The sequence below is a fragment of the Lachnoanaerobaculum sp. ICM7 genome (genome assembly GCF_000287675.1).
Taxonomy (GTDB): Bacteria; Bacillota; Clostridia; order Lachnospirales; family Lachnospiraceae; genus Lachnoanaerobaculum.
Map to the genome: position 1 here is coordinate 22,584 of NZ_ALJL01000029.1, position 14,997 is coordinate 37,580.

The following is a 14,997-nucleotide window of genomic DNA, read 5'->3' on the forward strand; positions in this document are numbered from 1 at the left end:
AATGAAGAAAAAATTTATTGTTATACCTGCAATTATAGCCCTTGGCGTAGGTGGATTTTTCTTTATGAAATCAAGACAGGCTACAAAGATTGATACGAGTACATTTGTATCTACAGCAATAGCATCAAAGCAGGATATCTCTTCGGAGATATCCTCTTCGGGTACTATAACACCCAAGGACACTTATAATATAACTGCGCTTGTATCGGGAGATATTATCTCGGCAAACTTTGAGGTAGGTGATATGGTCAGTAAAGACCAGGTGCTTTATCAAATAGATAAGTCAAGTCTTGAATCTGATATAAATTCCTCAAATAATTCTCTTAGTAAAGCAAACACCGGATATGCTACGGCCAACAAAGACCTTGCAAAAGCAAAGGCGGATTTTTCCGGTAATTTGTATCGCTCTACAAGAAAGGGCTATATCAAGGAGTTGAGTATTCAGGCAGGAGATAAGATAAGCGGTGGTACAAAGCTTGCTACCATATATAATGATACTGTGATGAATATCCGTATTCCTTTCCTAAGTACGGAGGCACAGAATATTAAGGCGGGAATGACAGGAACTTTGACACTTACCGAAACGGGAGAGCAGATAGAAGGAAAAGTAATTTCCGTATCAAGTATGGATCAGACAATGGATGGTGGAAGACTTGTTCGTAATGTGACATTCGAGGTAAGTAACCCGGGAGGTCTTACAGATAAGACAACTGCAAATGCTACAGTCGGAGATATCACTTCTACAGGAGACGGTACTTTTGAGGCGACAACAAATGTTGATATGAGTGCCGATCTGGCTGAAGGCGTACAGATAGAAAGTGTACTGGTGAATGTGGGAGATTATGTAGAAGTCGGAACACCTATTTTTAAGATGACTGCAGAGTCTGCAGAGAAACTTTTAAAAACATATAAGGATGCTGTAGATACCGCACAGGGAAATGTGGATGCGGCACAAAAGGGAGTTGACACTGCAAAGAAAACCTATGACGAGTATACTATTAAATCACCTATTTCCGGAAAAGTTATATCAAAGAACTATAAGGTCGGGGATAAGGTGGGCTCAGGCGGAAACAACAAGGCTACCAATATGGCTGTTATTTACGATATGAGCTCATATACATTTAAAATGAGTGTGGATGAGAAGGATATTACAAAGGTTCAAAACGGACAGAAGGTGAGAATAAAGTCGGATGCTTTTCCGGATCAGGAATATTCGGGAACGGTTACCAATGTCAGCCTTGAGAGTACAAGCCAAAACGGTGTATCAACCTATCCTGTTACAATAACACTTGATGAGACTTACAATCTTTTGCCGGGAATGAATGTGGACGGATATATTACACTTGAGTCTGCAAAGGATGCACTTACAATACCTTCAGGGGCTCTTATGAGAGGAAATAAGGTCTATGTAAGAGATACCTCGGCAACACAGAGTGCAGATGCAAGCGGTGCGGCTTCAAGTGGAGACGGCCTTATCCCTGCAGGTTTTAAAGAGGTTACAGTAACTACCGGAGTTATAAATGCGGATTTTGTACAGATTACATCAGGACTTAATGAAGGTGATGAGGTCTATGTGGACGAGAGCGCAAGTATGGATACCGGAACAGGCGGAATGGACGGCATGGGCGGAGAAGGCGCACCTGCAGAAGGAGGCGGAGCCGATACAGCCGGAGCGGACGGTGCCGGAGCGGATGCCGGCGGTGCCGATGTAGGAGCCGGAGGAGAGTAATGGAAAAACTTATCCAAATGACAGATATTCGAAAAGAATATAAAATGGGTGATGAGATTGTTTATGCCAATGACGGTGTGACTCTTGATATCGACAAGGGAGAGTTTGTTGCAATTGTGGGTAAGTCGGGATCCGGTAAATCCACTCTTATGAATATTATAGGAGCTTTGGATGTGCCTACATCAGGCAAATATCTTCTGGGCGGAAAAGATGTCGGAAAGCTTAGTGACAATCAACTTGCCGATATCAGAAATAAGATGATAGGATTTGTTTTTCAGCAATACAATCTTCTGCCCAGAATGAATCTTTTGGAAAACGTGGAATTGCCGCTTTTGTACGCGCATGTTTCAAATCATGAAAGAGAAAAGAGGGCAATGGAAGCACTTGAAAAGGTGGGACTTGCCGAAAAAGCGAAGCAGATGCCAAATCAGCTTTCAGGAGGACAGCAGCAAAGAGTGAGTATTGCAAGAGCTCTGGCTGCAAATCCTTCACTGATTTTGGCGGATGAGCCTACAGGTGCCCTGGATTCAAAGACCAGCCGTCAGGTTTTGGATTTTTTCAAGAAAATTCATGAAGAGGGAAATACGGTTATTATGATTACACATGATAATTCTATTGCGATAGAAGCAAAGAGAGTTATTCGAATAGCTGACGGTAAAATAAATTTTGATGGAAGTAGTGAAGAGTATGCTGCAGTCATTTAAACTGGCAATAAAGAGTATTATTGCTAATAAAATGAGATCATTTTTGACAATGCTCGGACTTATCATAGGTGTATCTGCTGTCGTTATACTGGTCAGTGTAATGATGGGATATATGAACAATATGGTAAAGTCCTTTATGGACATGGGTGCCAATACTATCAGCGTCAATTTGGTCAATATGCCTGCAAGACAGGCATCGGTGGATCAGATGTATGATTTCTTCAATGAACATAGAGATATTTTTTCGGAAATGACACCACAGGTCAGTGTCAGCGGAACGATAAAAGTGGGAAGTGAAAAAACTACCACAACTACAGTTTCCGGAGTAAGTGAATACTATGGTAAATTGAAGAATTACAAACTTGAAAAGGGAAGATTCCTATCATATGCGGACATGGTATCCAGACAAAAAGTTGTTGTAATCGGATACTATGTTGCAAGCAAGCTTTTCGGTTCGCCGAAAGCTGCTATAGGTGAGACTATAAAGATAAACGGTTCGGCATTTACTGTTGTAGGTGTGGTACAAAGACAGGATAAAACACAGTTGTCTGCAAGAGGCAGTGATGATTTTGCATTTATGCCTTATTCCACAGCCGGACAGTTAAACGGAACTTCAGTACCTGATTATTATATTTTTGCTACTGTAAATACTCAGGTAAGCAATCAGGCGGTAGAGCTTTTAAAGGATTTTCTAAAAACTATCTATACTCAAAAAGAAACATATTTTGTTCAGTCCATGAGTCAGATGCTTGGAGAAATCAATGTACAGCTTGCACTTATGAGTACTATTATAGGAGCTATTGCCGGTATTTCACTTCTTGTTGCAGGTGTTGGTGTTATGAATATCATGCTGGTATCTGTTACAGAGAGGACCAGAGAAATCGGTATCAGAAAAGCACTTGGAGCCAGAAAGGGTGTTATATTGCAGCAGTTTGTTATAGAAGCCTTGGTTACAAGTACACTGGGAGGTTCGCTGGGAATTGTACTGGGCTGTATTGCCAGCCCTACTATAGGCAGATTTATGAATATTTCATCACCTGCCAACTTAAATGCGGTTATAATTTCATTCAGCGTATCTGTAGCAATCGGACTTATATTCGGATATATGCCTGCAATGAGAGCGGCAAGCTTAAATCCGATAGATGCGCTTAGAAGTGAGTAAGAATTGTTTTTTAAATACCCGTTTTTACGGGTATTTTTTTCGTGCAAAATTAATTTTAATACAATTTTTATTGGATTATTTACTGATATAGGATATACTAAGGAAATGAAGAAATTTTTTTATACATTATGGATATGTCTTTATCCGATACTTATTTATATAACAATCCAGCTTTCTCTTGGAATGTTGATGGGAGTTTTATTTAGTATCTTAGCAGGTGTCAGAAGTCCTGATGCAATGGAGGATATTATAACAGAAAATGCACTGGTTATCACTGCATTATGTGCGGTGGTTACTTCTGTTTTTCTCAGTCTGTTTTTCTACCTGGACATTAATAAGGGCAGAATTAAAAAGCGTGGCCAACTTAGGGCTATGGATTTTGTGATGGCCATTTTAGGTGGCGCAGGTGTTGCAATTGCATTAAATATTATTATAGCATTGACAAACATGGCAGGTAATGATGCCGCATTTGTGAAAGTCAGCAATTCGATTACAAGTAATCCGCTTATTGTCATCATAATATGTGCAGGAATATTGATACCGATAGTTGAGGAAATAATATTCAGAGGTTTGATTTTTAACAGAATTAAACATCAATATAATTTCTTGGCAGGCTTGCTTATATCATCTGTATTATTCGGTATCTACCATGGAAATATAGTTCAGGCTATTTATGCGACACTTTTGGGGATTTTCCTCGGGTTTGCATATCACAAAACAAAGAGTATTTTAATTCCAATCTTCATACATATGAGCTCAAATACTTTTGTTTCAATTTATGCCAAGCTCGGTGAGAATGAAGAAAATATAGGGATTTTATTGATAGCTGTGGTTATCAGCTTAATATTTGCTTTAATAGGTACAATATATTTTATAAACAGAAAGGTTGAATAATGAAAGTTTTGAGTATAGCGGTGCCATGCTTTAATTCGGCGGCATATATGAGAAAGTGCATTGATTCTTTGCTTGTAGGTAAGGAAGATGTAGAGATATTGATTGTAAATGACGGTTCTGCCAAGGACAATACAGCTGAAATAGCGGATGAGTATGAAAAAAAATATCCTACTATATGCAAAGCAATCCACAAGGAAAACGGCGGCCATGGTGATGCTGTAATGTTTGGACTTAGAGCCGCTACAGGAGAGTTTTTTAAAGTAGTGGATTCGGATGATTATCTGGATGAAAAGTCATTTTTGGAAGTACTCAATAAGCTTAAAGAGTTTATAAGAGATAAGGAAAATATTGATATGCTTCTTTGCAACTTTGTATATGATAAGGACGGTGCAAAGAGGAAAAAGGTAATGACCTATAAGAGAAACTTGCCTATAAATAAGAAGTTTGAATGGGAGGATATTAAGCCTTTCCACACAGGACAGTATATTCTTATGCATTCCGTAATATACAAAAGAGAGCTTCTTATAGAGAATAAACTTGACCTTCCGAAGCACACATTCTATGTGGACAATATCTTCGTATATCAGCCTTTGAAGGCGGTAAAGGATATTTACTATATGGATGTAAACCTTTACAGATACTATATCGGTAGAGAGGATCAATCTGTAAATGAGCAGGTGATGATCGGAAGAATAGATCAGCAGATAAGAGTAACTAAGATTATGCTTGATTCATTTAATCCTTATGATGTTGCAAATAAAAAGCTTAGAAAGTATCTTATAAGCTATCTTGAGATAATGATGGTAATATCTTCCATACTTGCTATTCGCTCAAAGAGTGAGGAAAATATGCAAAAGAAGAAAGAACTTTGGGATTATCTGAAGGATCACAATCCAAGACTTTATAAGAGGATAAGATACGGTCTCCTGGGACAGACTATGAACCTTCCCGGAAAAGTGGGAAAAGGTATTGCCGTAGCGGGATATAAGATTGCAAATAAGTTGTATGGATTTAACTAAATAGAAGAACCTGCATCTGGATTAGTGATTTAAAATTCGGATGCATTTTTTTAGAAAAAAATTAAAATAATGCTTGACATTAGGAGCATTATTTTATATACTTACATAGCGTTAAACGTGACGGGATCTTAGCTCAGCTGGGAGAGCATCTGCCTTACAAGCAGAGGGTCACAGGTTCGAGCCCTGTAGGTCCCATTTTTCATGTAAAGCATGAATATAATCATATGGCGACATAGCTCAGTTGGCTAGAGCATACGGTTCATACCCGTAGTGTCGAGAGTTCGAATCTCCCTGTCGCTATTTACTTATGTCTGACTTCGGTCAGACTTTTTTATTTGTTTTGATGTCAAGTGTTGTGGGCTTGATTTTTGAGGGCACAGAAAAAAACAGTCCCGAACTCACAACCGGGAGTTGGGGACTGTTTTATATTAAAATAAATTATTAAAACTCAAAATATCTCATTACATTATTATATGAAATATTCTCTACAAGTTCCTTTAAAGCCTTCTCATCATTCGGATACTGACCGCTTTCGACCCATTCACCTATAAGCTGGCAGAGTATTCTTCTGAAGTACTCATGTCTTGTATATGAAAGGAATGAACGTGAGTCTGTAAGCATACCGTTGAAGTTTCCTAAGCAACCAAGTGCGGCCAAAGACTTCATCTGAGCTCTCATGCCTTCGTAGTGATCGTTGAACCACCATGCAGAACCCTGCTGAACTTTTCCTGCGATACTTGAATCCTGGAAGCATCCGATTATTGTACCGATAGCTGCATCATCATTCGGATTAAGTGAATATAGTATTGTCTTTGGAAGTTCACCTGTTAAATTTAAAGCATTTAAAAAATCTGCAAGCTGATCTGCAGGAGCATATCCGCTTATAGCATCAAATCCTGTATCAGGACCGAGCTTATTAAACATTGCAGTGTTGTTGTTTCTCTTACAACCGAAGTGAAGCTGCATTACCCAGTTTAATCTGTGATACTCTTTACCAAGTGCAAGTAAGAGTGCTGTCTTAAACTGATACTGCTCTGTAAGACTTACATCCTCACCTGCAAGTCTTTTCTTTAATATAGCATCAACTTCGTTCTCACTTGCAGGAGCATAGTATACAAAGTCAACACCGTGATCTGATACGGAGCAACCGTTGTTATGGAAAAACTCCAATCTGTTCTTTAATGCTTCCTTAAGAGATGCAAAGTCTTTTACAGACACACCGCTTACCTCGGATAGCTTTGCAATATATTCCGCAAAATCAGGCTTTTCAATATTTGTAGCCTTATCAGGTCTCCATGCCGGAAGTACTTTAAATCCAAGGTCTTTGATTTCTTTAAGTTTGATATGCCATTCAAGAGAGTCTATAGGGTCGTCTGTAGTACATATAACTTTAACATTTGAATTTCTGATAATATTTCTTACACTTAACTCATCTGTAGCAAGTTTTTCTTTTGTGAGATTCCAAACTTCATCAGCACTTTCAGGGCTTAGATGTCCGTTGAAGCCGAAATACTTTTGAAGCTCAAGATGTGACCAATGATAAAGCGGGTTACCGATAAGCTTCGGCAATGTAGCGGCCCATGCATCAAACTTTTCTCTGTCAGATGATTCACTGCCTGTTATAAGCTTTTCATCCACACCGTTTGATCTGATTTGACGCCACTTGTAATGGTCGCCACCAAGCCATACCTGAGTGATATTATCAAATTTTTTATCCTCATAAATCTCCTGTGGATTTATATGACAGTGATAGTCAACTATCGGCATCTTCTTGGCATAGTCATGATAAAGATGTTTTGCTGTTTGTGTATCAAGTAAGAAATCCTGATCCATAAAATTCTTCATGTTAACCTCCTTAGCCAAACGGCTGTATAAAGTAAAATTTATAAATAACTACATTTACGGTAGTCATATACGTATTAAGTTTGAGAGTCTTAATTCTCCGATTTAAAAGTGTCTCTTTCTACAATAGACGGTTCAAGTATGTAGATATTTTCAGGAGATTGTCCGTCAAATACCTCCAAGAGAGTTTTTACACTGTAACTGCACAAATCAAAAAGCCTTGAGTCAACAGTGGTAAGCTCCGGATATGACATTTTTGAAAAAATTGAATTATCATATCCTATTATTGACAGTTCATCAGGAACCGAAATACTGTTTTGTTTTGCAAATTTTAATGCTGTCATCGCAAGAAAATCATCTGAGGCAATTATACCGTCGGGTAAAAAAAACTCTTTGGTAAACTCTCCAAGCGAGAGATAAATGCTGTCTATATCATTTTCCTCACATAAAAGAGTTGCATAGTTTCCACTTTTGATTTTCAGCTCTTTACATCCTGATATAAACCCGTCCAGCTTTCTTTTGGCGGATTGAGATGTGGAATTGTAAAGAAAGAGCAAATTGCTTTTGCCACTATTATATAACATATTTGCACTTGTTTTTGTAGCATTAAAATCATCATAATAAGAACAATATACATTCTCACCTTCTAAAAATCCGTTTATTAAAAATATCGGCAAGGATTTTGCTGTACTTTTTATCAGATTTTTATTGTCCTTTGAGGATATATATTTTGAGCCTATCATAATAACGGCATCCACACTTTTTGATATAAGTATATTTATATATTTTTTGAGATTCTTTGTATCATATCCGCTGCAGCACAAAAGTGAGTCATAACCGTTTTCCCTGAGCATTTTCTCAAAATAGGACAGAGCTCTTGCCACATAGATATCTGAAGGGTCTGAACATAGTATACCAATGGTCTTCATAGTGTTCAGTCCAAGCCCTCTGGCAAATACATTCGGAGTATAGCCAAGCTCCTCCATAATATCATGAATTTTTTTTCTGGTCTTTTCACTGACCTTCGGGCTGTCATTGATAACTCTTGATACTGTAGCTATGGAGACATTTGCCCTGTTTGCAATATCATAAATATTCATAATTCACCGGTAATATAAAAAATATAAGCTTTATAAATTCATTCGTTACAATCTACATCTATCTTGACAAGGAATAAAAATCCCATGTATAATGCGATTGTAAACGCTTACATTTATTATAAACTCAATATGAGTATTTGGCAAGGAGATAAAGGAAATGGATTATATCAAAATCAATGATTTGGATAATGTATGTGTGGCATTGAATGCATTGCCAAAGGGAGAAAAAATAACTATAGGAAACGAGAGTGTAGAGACAAACAGTGAAATTCCCGCCGGACATAAGGTGGCACTTAAGGATATAAAAGCCGGTGAGGATGTTATAAAGTACGGAAACAGAATCGGAATTGCAAAAGAGGATATAAAAGCCGGTGACTGGATACATACTCATAATATAAAAACAGCACTTGGTGATTTGCTTGAATATAAATATATTCCAAAGGTTAAAGAGATAAAAGAAACCGCTCATGAAACCTTCCTTGGATTTAAGAGAAAAAACGGCAAGGTGGGAGTGAGAAATGAGATATGGATTATTCCGACAGTAGGCTGTGTCAACAATGTGGCACAGGCAATTGAAAGAAGAGCGAAGTCGCTTATAAAGGGAAGTGTGGAAGATGTAATAGCTTTTGTACATCCATATGGCTGTTCACAGATGGGTGACGATCAGGAAAACACCAGAAATATACTTGCGGATATGATAAATCATCCTAATGCGGGAGGTGTACTTGTACTGGGGCTTGGTTGTGAGAATTCAAATATTCCGTTACTTAAAGAATACCTTGGTGATATAGACGAAAGCAGAGTGAAATTTTTGGTATCTCAGGAAGTTGAAGATGAGATAGAAACAGGACTTTCTCTTATAGAAGAACTTATAAACAATATATCCGATGAAAAGAGAGAAGAAATAGATGCAAGCGAACTTATAATAGGAATGAAATGTGGAGGCTCTGACGGGCTTTCGGGAATAACAGCAAATCCTATAGTTGGAGAGTTCTCAGATATCCTCATATCAAAGGGAGGAAGCACAATACTTACGGAAGTACCGGAAATGTTTGGAGCGGAAACTCTTTTGATGGAAAGGTGTAAGGATAAGGAGACTTTTGAAAAGACGGTAGCTCTTATAAATGATTTTAAAATGTATTTTAAAAATCATAATCAGACAATCTATGAGAATCCGTCACCGGGAAATAAGGCAGGAGGTATATCCACTCTGGAAGATAAGTCTTTGGGCTGTACACAGAAGTCCGGAAGTGCTAAAGTGGTAGATGTACTTGATTATGGAGATACCGTAAAAACAAAGGGACTTAATCTGCTTTCATCACCTGGAAACGATCTTGTTGCCGCTACGGCGCTTGCAATGAGCGGAGCTCATATAGTGCTCTTTACCACAGGAAGGGGAACACCTTTTGCCTCACCTGTTCCGACATTAAAGATTGCTACCAACTCAAGACTTGCAAAAGGCAAGGGAAATTGGATAGATTTTAATGCCGGAAGAATGGTTGAGGATAAAACAAAGGAAGAGCTTGCAAACGAGCTTTTTAAACTTGTGTTGGATGTGGCAAGCGGAAAGAAAGTAAAGTCTGAAGTTGCGGGATCCCATGATTTTGCAATCTTTAAGCAGGGAGTAACTCTTTAGTCAACTACCCATCACCTAAAGGTAATGGGCTTGTAACTGCCCAGTCGTAGTAACGGCTTACGTCTCCGACCTTTAGGCCCCAATAGATATTGCTATCTAAAGTGGCGTTACATCGTAGGGTGGTTGACAACACCCTTTACAACAAAGATTTACTCTGCTGTAACTATACTAGGTACTTGGCTATCGGTTAGATAGAGGTAATATTATTGATAATAAATATAGTCGTCATAACAGGCGTAAATACAGTTTAAAAGTACATATCCTATTAGTGACAAAATATCGTAAACAGCTACCGGGAAGCAACATTGCTGACGATGTAAAACAAAAGATATTCGATATTTGTAAATCTCATAATCGGGAAATAATTGTTATGGAAACTGACAAAGACCATATATATTTTCCGGTCAGTTATGACACTACCGATAAGATCTGTGATATCGTAAAAACCATCAAGCAAGAAACAACTCATTGTTTAGGGGTTAAATATAACAGTTTTCTTTCCAAACAGTATTGGAAGAAACACATCTTTTGGTCTGATGGTTATTTTGCTTGTAGTATTGGGGAAGTATCGTCATCTACAATTCAAAAGTACATCGAAAGCCAAGGGTAATGGTTAAAAAATTACAAGACTCCTCCCACCACCCAAGAGTAGTGGGTTTCCGTCTATGACAACCGAAAGGATTTTATTTATGAAAATAAATCGGACCACTGAAAGAAGTATACAAATAATGCAGCTTATAGCTAAATCCGGAGAAGGTCTTGAAATGGATGAGATCTGTGAGAAGCTATACATTCCAAGAACCAGTTGCTATGACATACTGGTTACATTGGTTCATATGGGAATGCTTGAAATAAACACCGGCATTAAAAGAAGCTATAAGATAGGCATAAATGCCTACAGAATCGGTATGAGCTATACCAATAACAGAAATATTTCTGAAATCATAGCGCCTGCACTGAAGGAGCTTTCAAAGGAATTGCAAAAGACCTGTTTTTTCGGTGTGCTGGAAGGTAATAAAATAGTATATATATCAAAGTGTGAGCCGGAAAATCCTATAATAACCACAGCGACCATAGGTACTAAGAATCCGGTATACAATACTTCTCTCGGAAAAGCCATACTCAGTACTATGAGTGAAGAGAAGATAAGAAGTATAGCTAAGGACATAGACTTTAAACCTGTAACAAGATTTACTCTTACAGATGTGGATGCTCTTGTAAAGAATATTGAAATATCAAAAGCAAGGGGATTTGCACTGGATGAGAGAGAACTTGAGGAGCATATGGAATGTGTCGGTGTACCGATATTTGACGAAAAAAGAGAGTGTATAGGAGCTATCTCGGCTTCAAGCCTTTACAGAAAAGATGAGGACTATATTGCGCTTGGAGAGATATTAAAAAAGCGTGGATTGGAAATATCAAAATCTTTAGGTTTTATGCCTTGACAATGATAAAAAAGTTAATTACAATCAAGATATCGCAAATGTGAATTGCTATTCGTATATACGAATATTGATATATTATTTATGGAGGTTCAAATGAGAAAAGAACAGGTTCTTACAAGAATGAAAGAAGATTGTCTGGTTGCCGTTGTTCGTGCAAAGAACAAAGAGCAGGGTGAGAAGGTCATAGATGCTATTGTTGCAGGCGGAATCAATTTTATTGAGATTACTATGACTATGGACGAAGGAAATCCTGTAGAGTTTATACAGTTTATGTCTGAGAAGTACAGAAATAATGAAAAGATAGTTATCGGTGCAGGTACTGTACTTGATCCTGAGACAGCAAGAGCTGTAATTTTGGCAGGTGCTAACTATGTTGTAAGTCCGGGACTTAATGTAGAGACAATTAAGCTTTGCAACAGATACAGAGTTCCTATGCTTCCGGGTGTTATGTCACCTACAGAGGCTATCACAGCTCTTGAAGCAGGATGCGATATCATAAAGGTATTCCCGGGAAATGTAGTGGGACCGGGTGCGATCAGCTCATTTAAGGGACCTCTTCCACAGGGAGATTTCATGCCGAGCGGTGGTGTGGATGTTGACAATGTAGATAAGTGGTTAAAGGCCGGAGCATGTGCCGTAGGTACAGGTTCATCACTTACAAAGGGTGCGGCTACAGGTGATTTCGCAGCTATAACAGCAAAGGCAAAGGAGTTTGTTGAGGCGGTAGCGGCGGCAAGAAAGTAATATTTTATTTTGAACGGAGAAAATATGGCAAAGATAGTTACAATGGGAGAGATAATGCTCAGATTATCAACTCCAAATAATGAGAAGTTTATTCAGGCCGATGAGTTTGATATCAATTATGGCGGTGGTGAGGCTAATGTTGCCGTTTCACTTGCAAACTATGGACATGAAGCGGATTTTGTAAGTGCGTTACCGAAGAATCCTATAGGTGATGCGGCTATTGCAACTCTTCGCAAGTATAATGTAGGAACGAAGCATATATCAAGAAGCGGTGAGAGAGTGGGCATCTACTTCCTTGAAACAGGTTCAGCGATGAGAGCTTCAAATGTAGTATATGACAGAGCACATTCTTCTATTTCTACAGCTAAGGTGGATGAATTTGACTTTGATGAGATTTTCAAAGATGCGGATTGGTTCCATTTTACAGGTATCACACCTGCAGTTTCAGATTCTGCCGCAGAGCTTACAGAGGCTGCTCTTAAGGCTGCAAAGAAGGCAGGAGTTACAGTATCTGTAGACCTTAACTTCAGAAAGAAACTCTGGTCATCAGAGAAAGCAAAGAAAATAATGACAAATCTTATGCAGTATGTAGATGTATGTATCGGTAATGAAGAGGATGCCGAGAAGGTTCTCGGATTTAAGCCGGGCAACACAGATGTTACAGCAGGAGAACTCGAGCTTAGCGGATATGTGGATATCTTCAATCAGATGTGTGATCAGTTTAAGTTTAAATATGTTATAAGCTCACTTCGTGAGAGCTTCTCAGCTTCAAACAATGACTGGTCTGCTTGTATAATGGACGGAAGCACAAGAGAGTTCTATCACTCAAAGAAATACCATGTAACTCCGATCGTAGACAGAGTCGGCGGTGGTGATTCATTTGCAGCAGGAGTTATCTGCGGACTTTGCGATAAGAAAGACTTTAAGTCGGCACTTGAATTTGCAGTAGCCGCTTCAGCACTTAAGCATACAATCCCGGGAGATTTCAACCTTGTAACAAGAGAAGATGTTGAGAGCCTTGCAGGCGGAGACGGCTCGGGTAGAGTGCAAAGATAATCAAAGTTTATATGTATTTTCCTATATAAAGATTTGTGTTTACAAATTATGAATAGCATAGTACAATCAGACTATGCTATTTTTATTGATATAGTAAGATAATGTTACATATATCTTATAATTAAGGTTGAAGATTTAAAAATAGTATTCTATGGTTATAGACTTTTGTTATATTGGCATTGTATGAATTTTATAGTAGTAATATATGATGATTACTATAATATTTTATACATAATATTTAATATATATTGTGCGTATTTAATATAAATATATTATAAGGAGAACTATTATATGGAAAATTGGGGTACAGTGAATATTGAAGGAATGATATCCTTAATAAAGGAGTCCGTTGAAGAAGGTCATGAAGGTTCTGCTTTATTGTTTTTAGGAGAGCCTGGAATTGGAAAAGCAGAAGCAATAAAAGATTTGGCGACAGATATGGGAATTGGATTTAAAGAGATAAAGCTCGACCAAATTGATAATTCAGATATGAATATGCTACTAAAAATAGAGAAGCTTGATGATGGCGAAAGAAAGTTGAAATATTCACATAGTGATTTGTTGCCACAAATTGATAGAGATGGAGAGTCGGGAATACTATTGTTAAATAATATTACATCATGTACAGATGAGGTTTGGCATACAGTTTTTGATTTCACACGTTCAGATAGATGTGTTAATGCTTATAGATTACCTGAAAAATGGGTGGTTGTATATTTAGGAAACAGAGAAGAGGACGGGGTAGATTTTAAAAAAGAACCATGGGGGAAATTAATAAATAGGTGCTTTAGTCTTGTTGTAAATAAATAAAAGTTATAGGTTTTTAGATTTTGTTGTGGGCTGTTTTAGCCCACTTTTATTTGTGGTACATAATATTTTGTGCATAAAGTTAGATAAAGATTGTATATCAAATGTGTAGTGCTCTTTTTAGCAAGAGTAGATATAAAAAGAATATATTGTGTACTGAGTTTAGTATGAGAAGGCATTAACGGTTTTCAATAATCATCATATTGTATTTCAACCATTTTATTTCTAATATATTTTTTATATCACGGTGATAATTTTCTGAAACAATAAGTTTATACTGTTCCATTATTTAATCCCTCTCGAAGACGTTTCATGGACTCCTCAAAACTTAATGTATGACCGTTTGAAAAGTCATCTTCGCTTTGTTCCAAAAGCCTATATAGTTCATATTTACTGGTTAATTTATTATATAAGTCAATGCTCATAACGGCTAAGTCACCTCTACCGTTTTTGGTAATAAATATAGGTTCGTTTGTGTTATGGCAAAATGTAGAGATGTCATTGTAGCTGTTACGTAAGTCTGTACTTGATTTAATTATTGGCATAAAACCTCCTTCCTAAAGAAATTATAATATTATTTCTTTAGAAACTCAATAAATAAAAGTGGAAAAGTTTGAAATATCATATTGACAAAAAAATAACAATATAGTATTATCCTGTCTTTGACAGTTTCAAAAGTTAAAATGCCCTTTGAGCCCAGTGTTTTACAGGCTTTAAGGGCATTTTTATTTCGTTTTGAAACTAAAAAAATAGTATTTTATTTTCCTTTACTTTGTTTTTGTATTGTTCTCATTTGACTTTTTGTTATAAATTCAAAATCTGTATTAAAATGACAAATCTCATGCAGTTTATCTGTGAG

The 14,997-nt window shown here is 37.4% G+C and carries 14 protein-coding genes and 2 tRNA genes; 13 read left to right on the top strand and 3 right to left on the bottom strand.

All coding sequences use genetic code 11. The features are described 5' to 3' along the window. Position 1: 1 nt before the first annotated feature. The 7 genes from HMPREF1140_RS10470 to HMPREF1140_RS10500 all read left to right on the top strand — a co-directional run bounded on the left by HMPREF1140_RS10470 (position 2) and on the right by HMPREF1140_RS10500 (position 5,808). Positions 2-1,729 (top strand): HlyD family efflux transporter periplasmic adaptor subunit, encoded by a 1,728-nt coding sequence (locus HMPREF1140_RS10470; RefSeq protein WP_009663828.1) that lies wholly within the window; start codon positions 2-4, stop codon positions 1,727-1,729. Continuing rightward, positions 1,729-2,433, top strand: coding sequence for an ABC transporter ATP-binding protein (locus HMPREF1140_RS10475; protein WP_009663814.1), 705 nt, complete (start codon positions 1,729-1,731; stop codon positions 2,431-2,433). The genes HMPREF1140_RS10470 and HMPREF1140_RS10475 overlap by 1 nt, the downstream gene beginning before the upstream one ends. Continuing rightward, positions 2,417-3,595: an ABC transporter permease gene (locus tag HMPREF1140_RS10480; protein WP_009663801.1), complete on the top strand. Its 1,179-nt coding sequence runs from the start codon at positions 2,417-2,419 to the stop codon at positions 3,593-3,595. Before HMPREF1140_RS10475 ends, HMPREF1140_RS10480 begins: the two co-directional genes overlap by 17 nt. A gap of 105 nt (positions 3,596-3,700) precedes the next feature. Further along, positions 3,701-4,489, top strand: a complete 789-nt coding sequence (locus HMPREF1140_RS10485; RefSeq protein ID WP_009663796.1) for a CPBP family intramembrane glutamic endopeptidase — start codon at positions 3,701-3,703, stop codon at positions 4,487-4,489. Beyond that, positions 4,489-5,508, top strand: a complete 1,020-nt coding sequence (locus HMPREF1140_RS10490; RefSeq protein ID WP_009663823.1) for a glycosyltransferase family 2 protein — start codon at positions 4,489-4,491, stop codon at positions 5,506-5,508. Before HMPREF1140_RS10485 ends, HMPREF1140_RS10490 begins: the two co-directional genes overlap by 1 nt. A 122-nt stretch (positions 5,509-5,630) precedes the next feature. After that, positions 5,631-5,703, top strand: a tRNA-Val gene (locus HMPREF1140_RS10495). A 31-nt stretch (positions 5,704-5,734) separates the two neighbouring features. Then, positions 5,735-5,808: transfer RNA gene (locus HMPREF1140_RS10500), tRNA-Met, on the top strand. 141 nt (positions 5,809-5,949) lie between these two features. Here the strand turns inward: HMPREF1140_RS10500 and uxaC are convergent. Further along, positions 5,950-7,353 (bottom strand): glucuronate isomerase, encoded by a 1,404-nt coding sequence (gene uxaC, locus HMPREF1140_RS10505; RefSeq protein ID WP_009663794.1) that lies wholly within the window; start codon positions 7,351-7,353, stop codon positions 5,950-5,952. 89 nt (positions 7,354-7,442) lie between these two features. Continuing rightward, complete coding sequence (locus tag HMPREF1140_RS10510) at positions 7,443-8,450, bottom strand: LacI family DNA-binding transcriptional regulator (protein ID WP_009663809.1); 1,008 nt, start codon at positions 8,448-8,450, stop codon at positions 7,443-7,445. Between the two features lie 157 nt (positions 8,451-8,607). Between HMPREF1140_RS10510 and HMPREF1140_RS10515 the strand changes: the two genes are divergently transcribed. The 6 genes from HMPREF1140_RS10515 (at position 8,608) to HMPREF1140_RS10540 (ending at position 14,141) form a co-directional block, all read left to right on the top strand. Continuing rightward, on the top strand, positions 8,608-10,086 hold the full coding sequence (locus HMPREF1140_RS10515; RefSeq protein ID WP_009663797.1) for a UxaA family hydrolase: 1,479 nt from the start codon (positions 8,608-8,610) through the stop codon (positions 10,084-10,086). 205 nt (positions 10,087-10,291) lie between these two features. Beyond that, entirely contained in the window at positions 10,292-10,696 is a 405-nt protein-coding gene (tnpA, locus tag HMPREF1140_RS14075) for an IS200/IS605 family transposase (protein ID WP_035620392.1), read from the top strand. A 79-nt stretch (positions 10,697-10,775) separates the two neighbouring features. Next, on the top strand, positions 10,776-11,531 hold the full coding sequence (locus HMPREF1140_RS10525; RefSeq protein ID WP_035620393.1) for an IclR family transcriptional regulator: 756 nt from the start codon (positions 10,776-10,778) through the stop codon (positions 11,529-11,531). A gap of 93 nt (positions 11,532-11,624) precedes the next feature. Then, complete coding sequence (locus HMPREF1140_RS10530) at positions 11,625-12,275, top strand: bifunctional 2-keto-4-hydroxyglutarate aldolase/2-keto-3-deoxy-6-phosphogluconate aldolase (protein ID WP_009663817.1); 651 nt, start codon at positions 11,625-11,627, stop codon at positions 12,273-12,275. Positions 12,276-12,299: 24 nt separating this feature from the next. Next, entirely contained in the window at positions 12,300-13,331 is a 1,032-nt protein-coding gene (locus HMPREF1140_RS10535) for a sugar kinase (RefSeq protein ID WP_009446038.1), read from the top strand. 291 nt (positions 13,332-13,622) lie between these two features. Beyond that, positions 13,623-14,141, top strand: coding sequence for a hypothetical protein (locus HMPREF1140_RS10540; protein ID WP_009663826.1), 519 nt, complete (start codon positions 13,623-13,625; stop codon positions 14,139-14,141). 269 nt (positions 14,142-14,410) lie between these two features. On the opposite strand, the gene HMPREF1140_RS10545 is transcribed toward HMPREF1140_RS10540, so the two are convergent. Beyond that, complete coding sequence (locus HMPREF1140_RS10545) at positions 14,411-14,683, bottom strand: type II toxin-antitoxin system prevent-host-death family antitoxin (RefSeq protein WP_035620395.1); 273 nt, start codon at positions 14,681-14,683, stop codon at positions 14,411-14,413. Positions 14,684-14,997: the final 314 nt, after the last annotated feature.

Coding starts and splice junctions, on each gene's coding strand:
- HMPREF1140_RS10470 (WP_009663828.1), top strand. CDS start 2: ATGAAGAAAAAATTTATTGTTATACCTGCAATTATAGCCCTTGGCGTA.
- HMPREF1140_RS10475 (WP_009663814.1), top strand. CDS start 1,729: ATGGAAAAACTTATCCAAATGACAGATATTCGAAAAGAATATAAAATG.
- HMPREF1140_RS10480 (WP_009663801.1), top strand. CDS start 2,417: ATGCTGCAGTCATTTAAACTGGCAATAAAGAGTATTATTGCTAATAAA.
- HMPREF1140_RS10485 (WP_009663796.1), top strand. CDS start 3,701: ATGAAGAAATTTTTTTATACATTATGGATATGTCTTTATCCGATACTT.
- HMPREF1140_RS10490 (WP_009663823.1), top strand. CDS start 4,489: ATGAAAGTTTTGAGTATAGCGGTGCCATGCTTTAATTCGGCGGCATAT.
- uxaC (WP_009663794.1), bottom strand. CDS start 7,353: ATGAAGAATTTTATGGATCAGGATTTCTTACTTGATACACAAACAGCA.
- HMPREF1140_RS10510 (WP_009663809.1), bottom strand. CDS start 8,450: ATGAATATTTATGATATTGCAAACAGGGCAAATGTCTCCATAGCTACA.
- HMPREF1140_RS10515 (WP_009663797.1), top strand. CDS start 8,608: ATGGATTATATCAAAATCAATGATTTGGATAATGTATGTGTGGCATTG.
- HMPREF1140_RS10525 (WP_035620393.1), top strand. CDS start 10,776: ATGAAAATAAATCGGACCACTGAAAGAAGTATACAAATAATGCAGCTT.
- HMPREF1140_RS10530 (WP_009663817.1), top strand. CDS start 11,625: ATGAGAAAAGAACAGGTTCTTACAAGAATGAAAGAAGATTGTCTGGTT.
- HMPREF1140_RS10535 (WP_009446038.1), top strand. CDS start 12,300: ATGGCAAAGATAGTTACAATGGGAGAGATAATGCTCAGATTATCAACT.
- HMPREF1140_RS10540 (WP_009663826.1), top strand. CDS start 13,623: ATGGAAAATTGGGGTACAGTGAATATTGAAGGAATGATATCCTTAATA.
- HMPREF1140_RS10545 (WP_035620395.1), bottom strand. CDS start 14,683: ATGCCAATAATTAAATCAAGTACAGACTTACGTAACAGCTACAATGAC.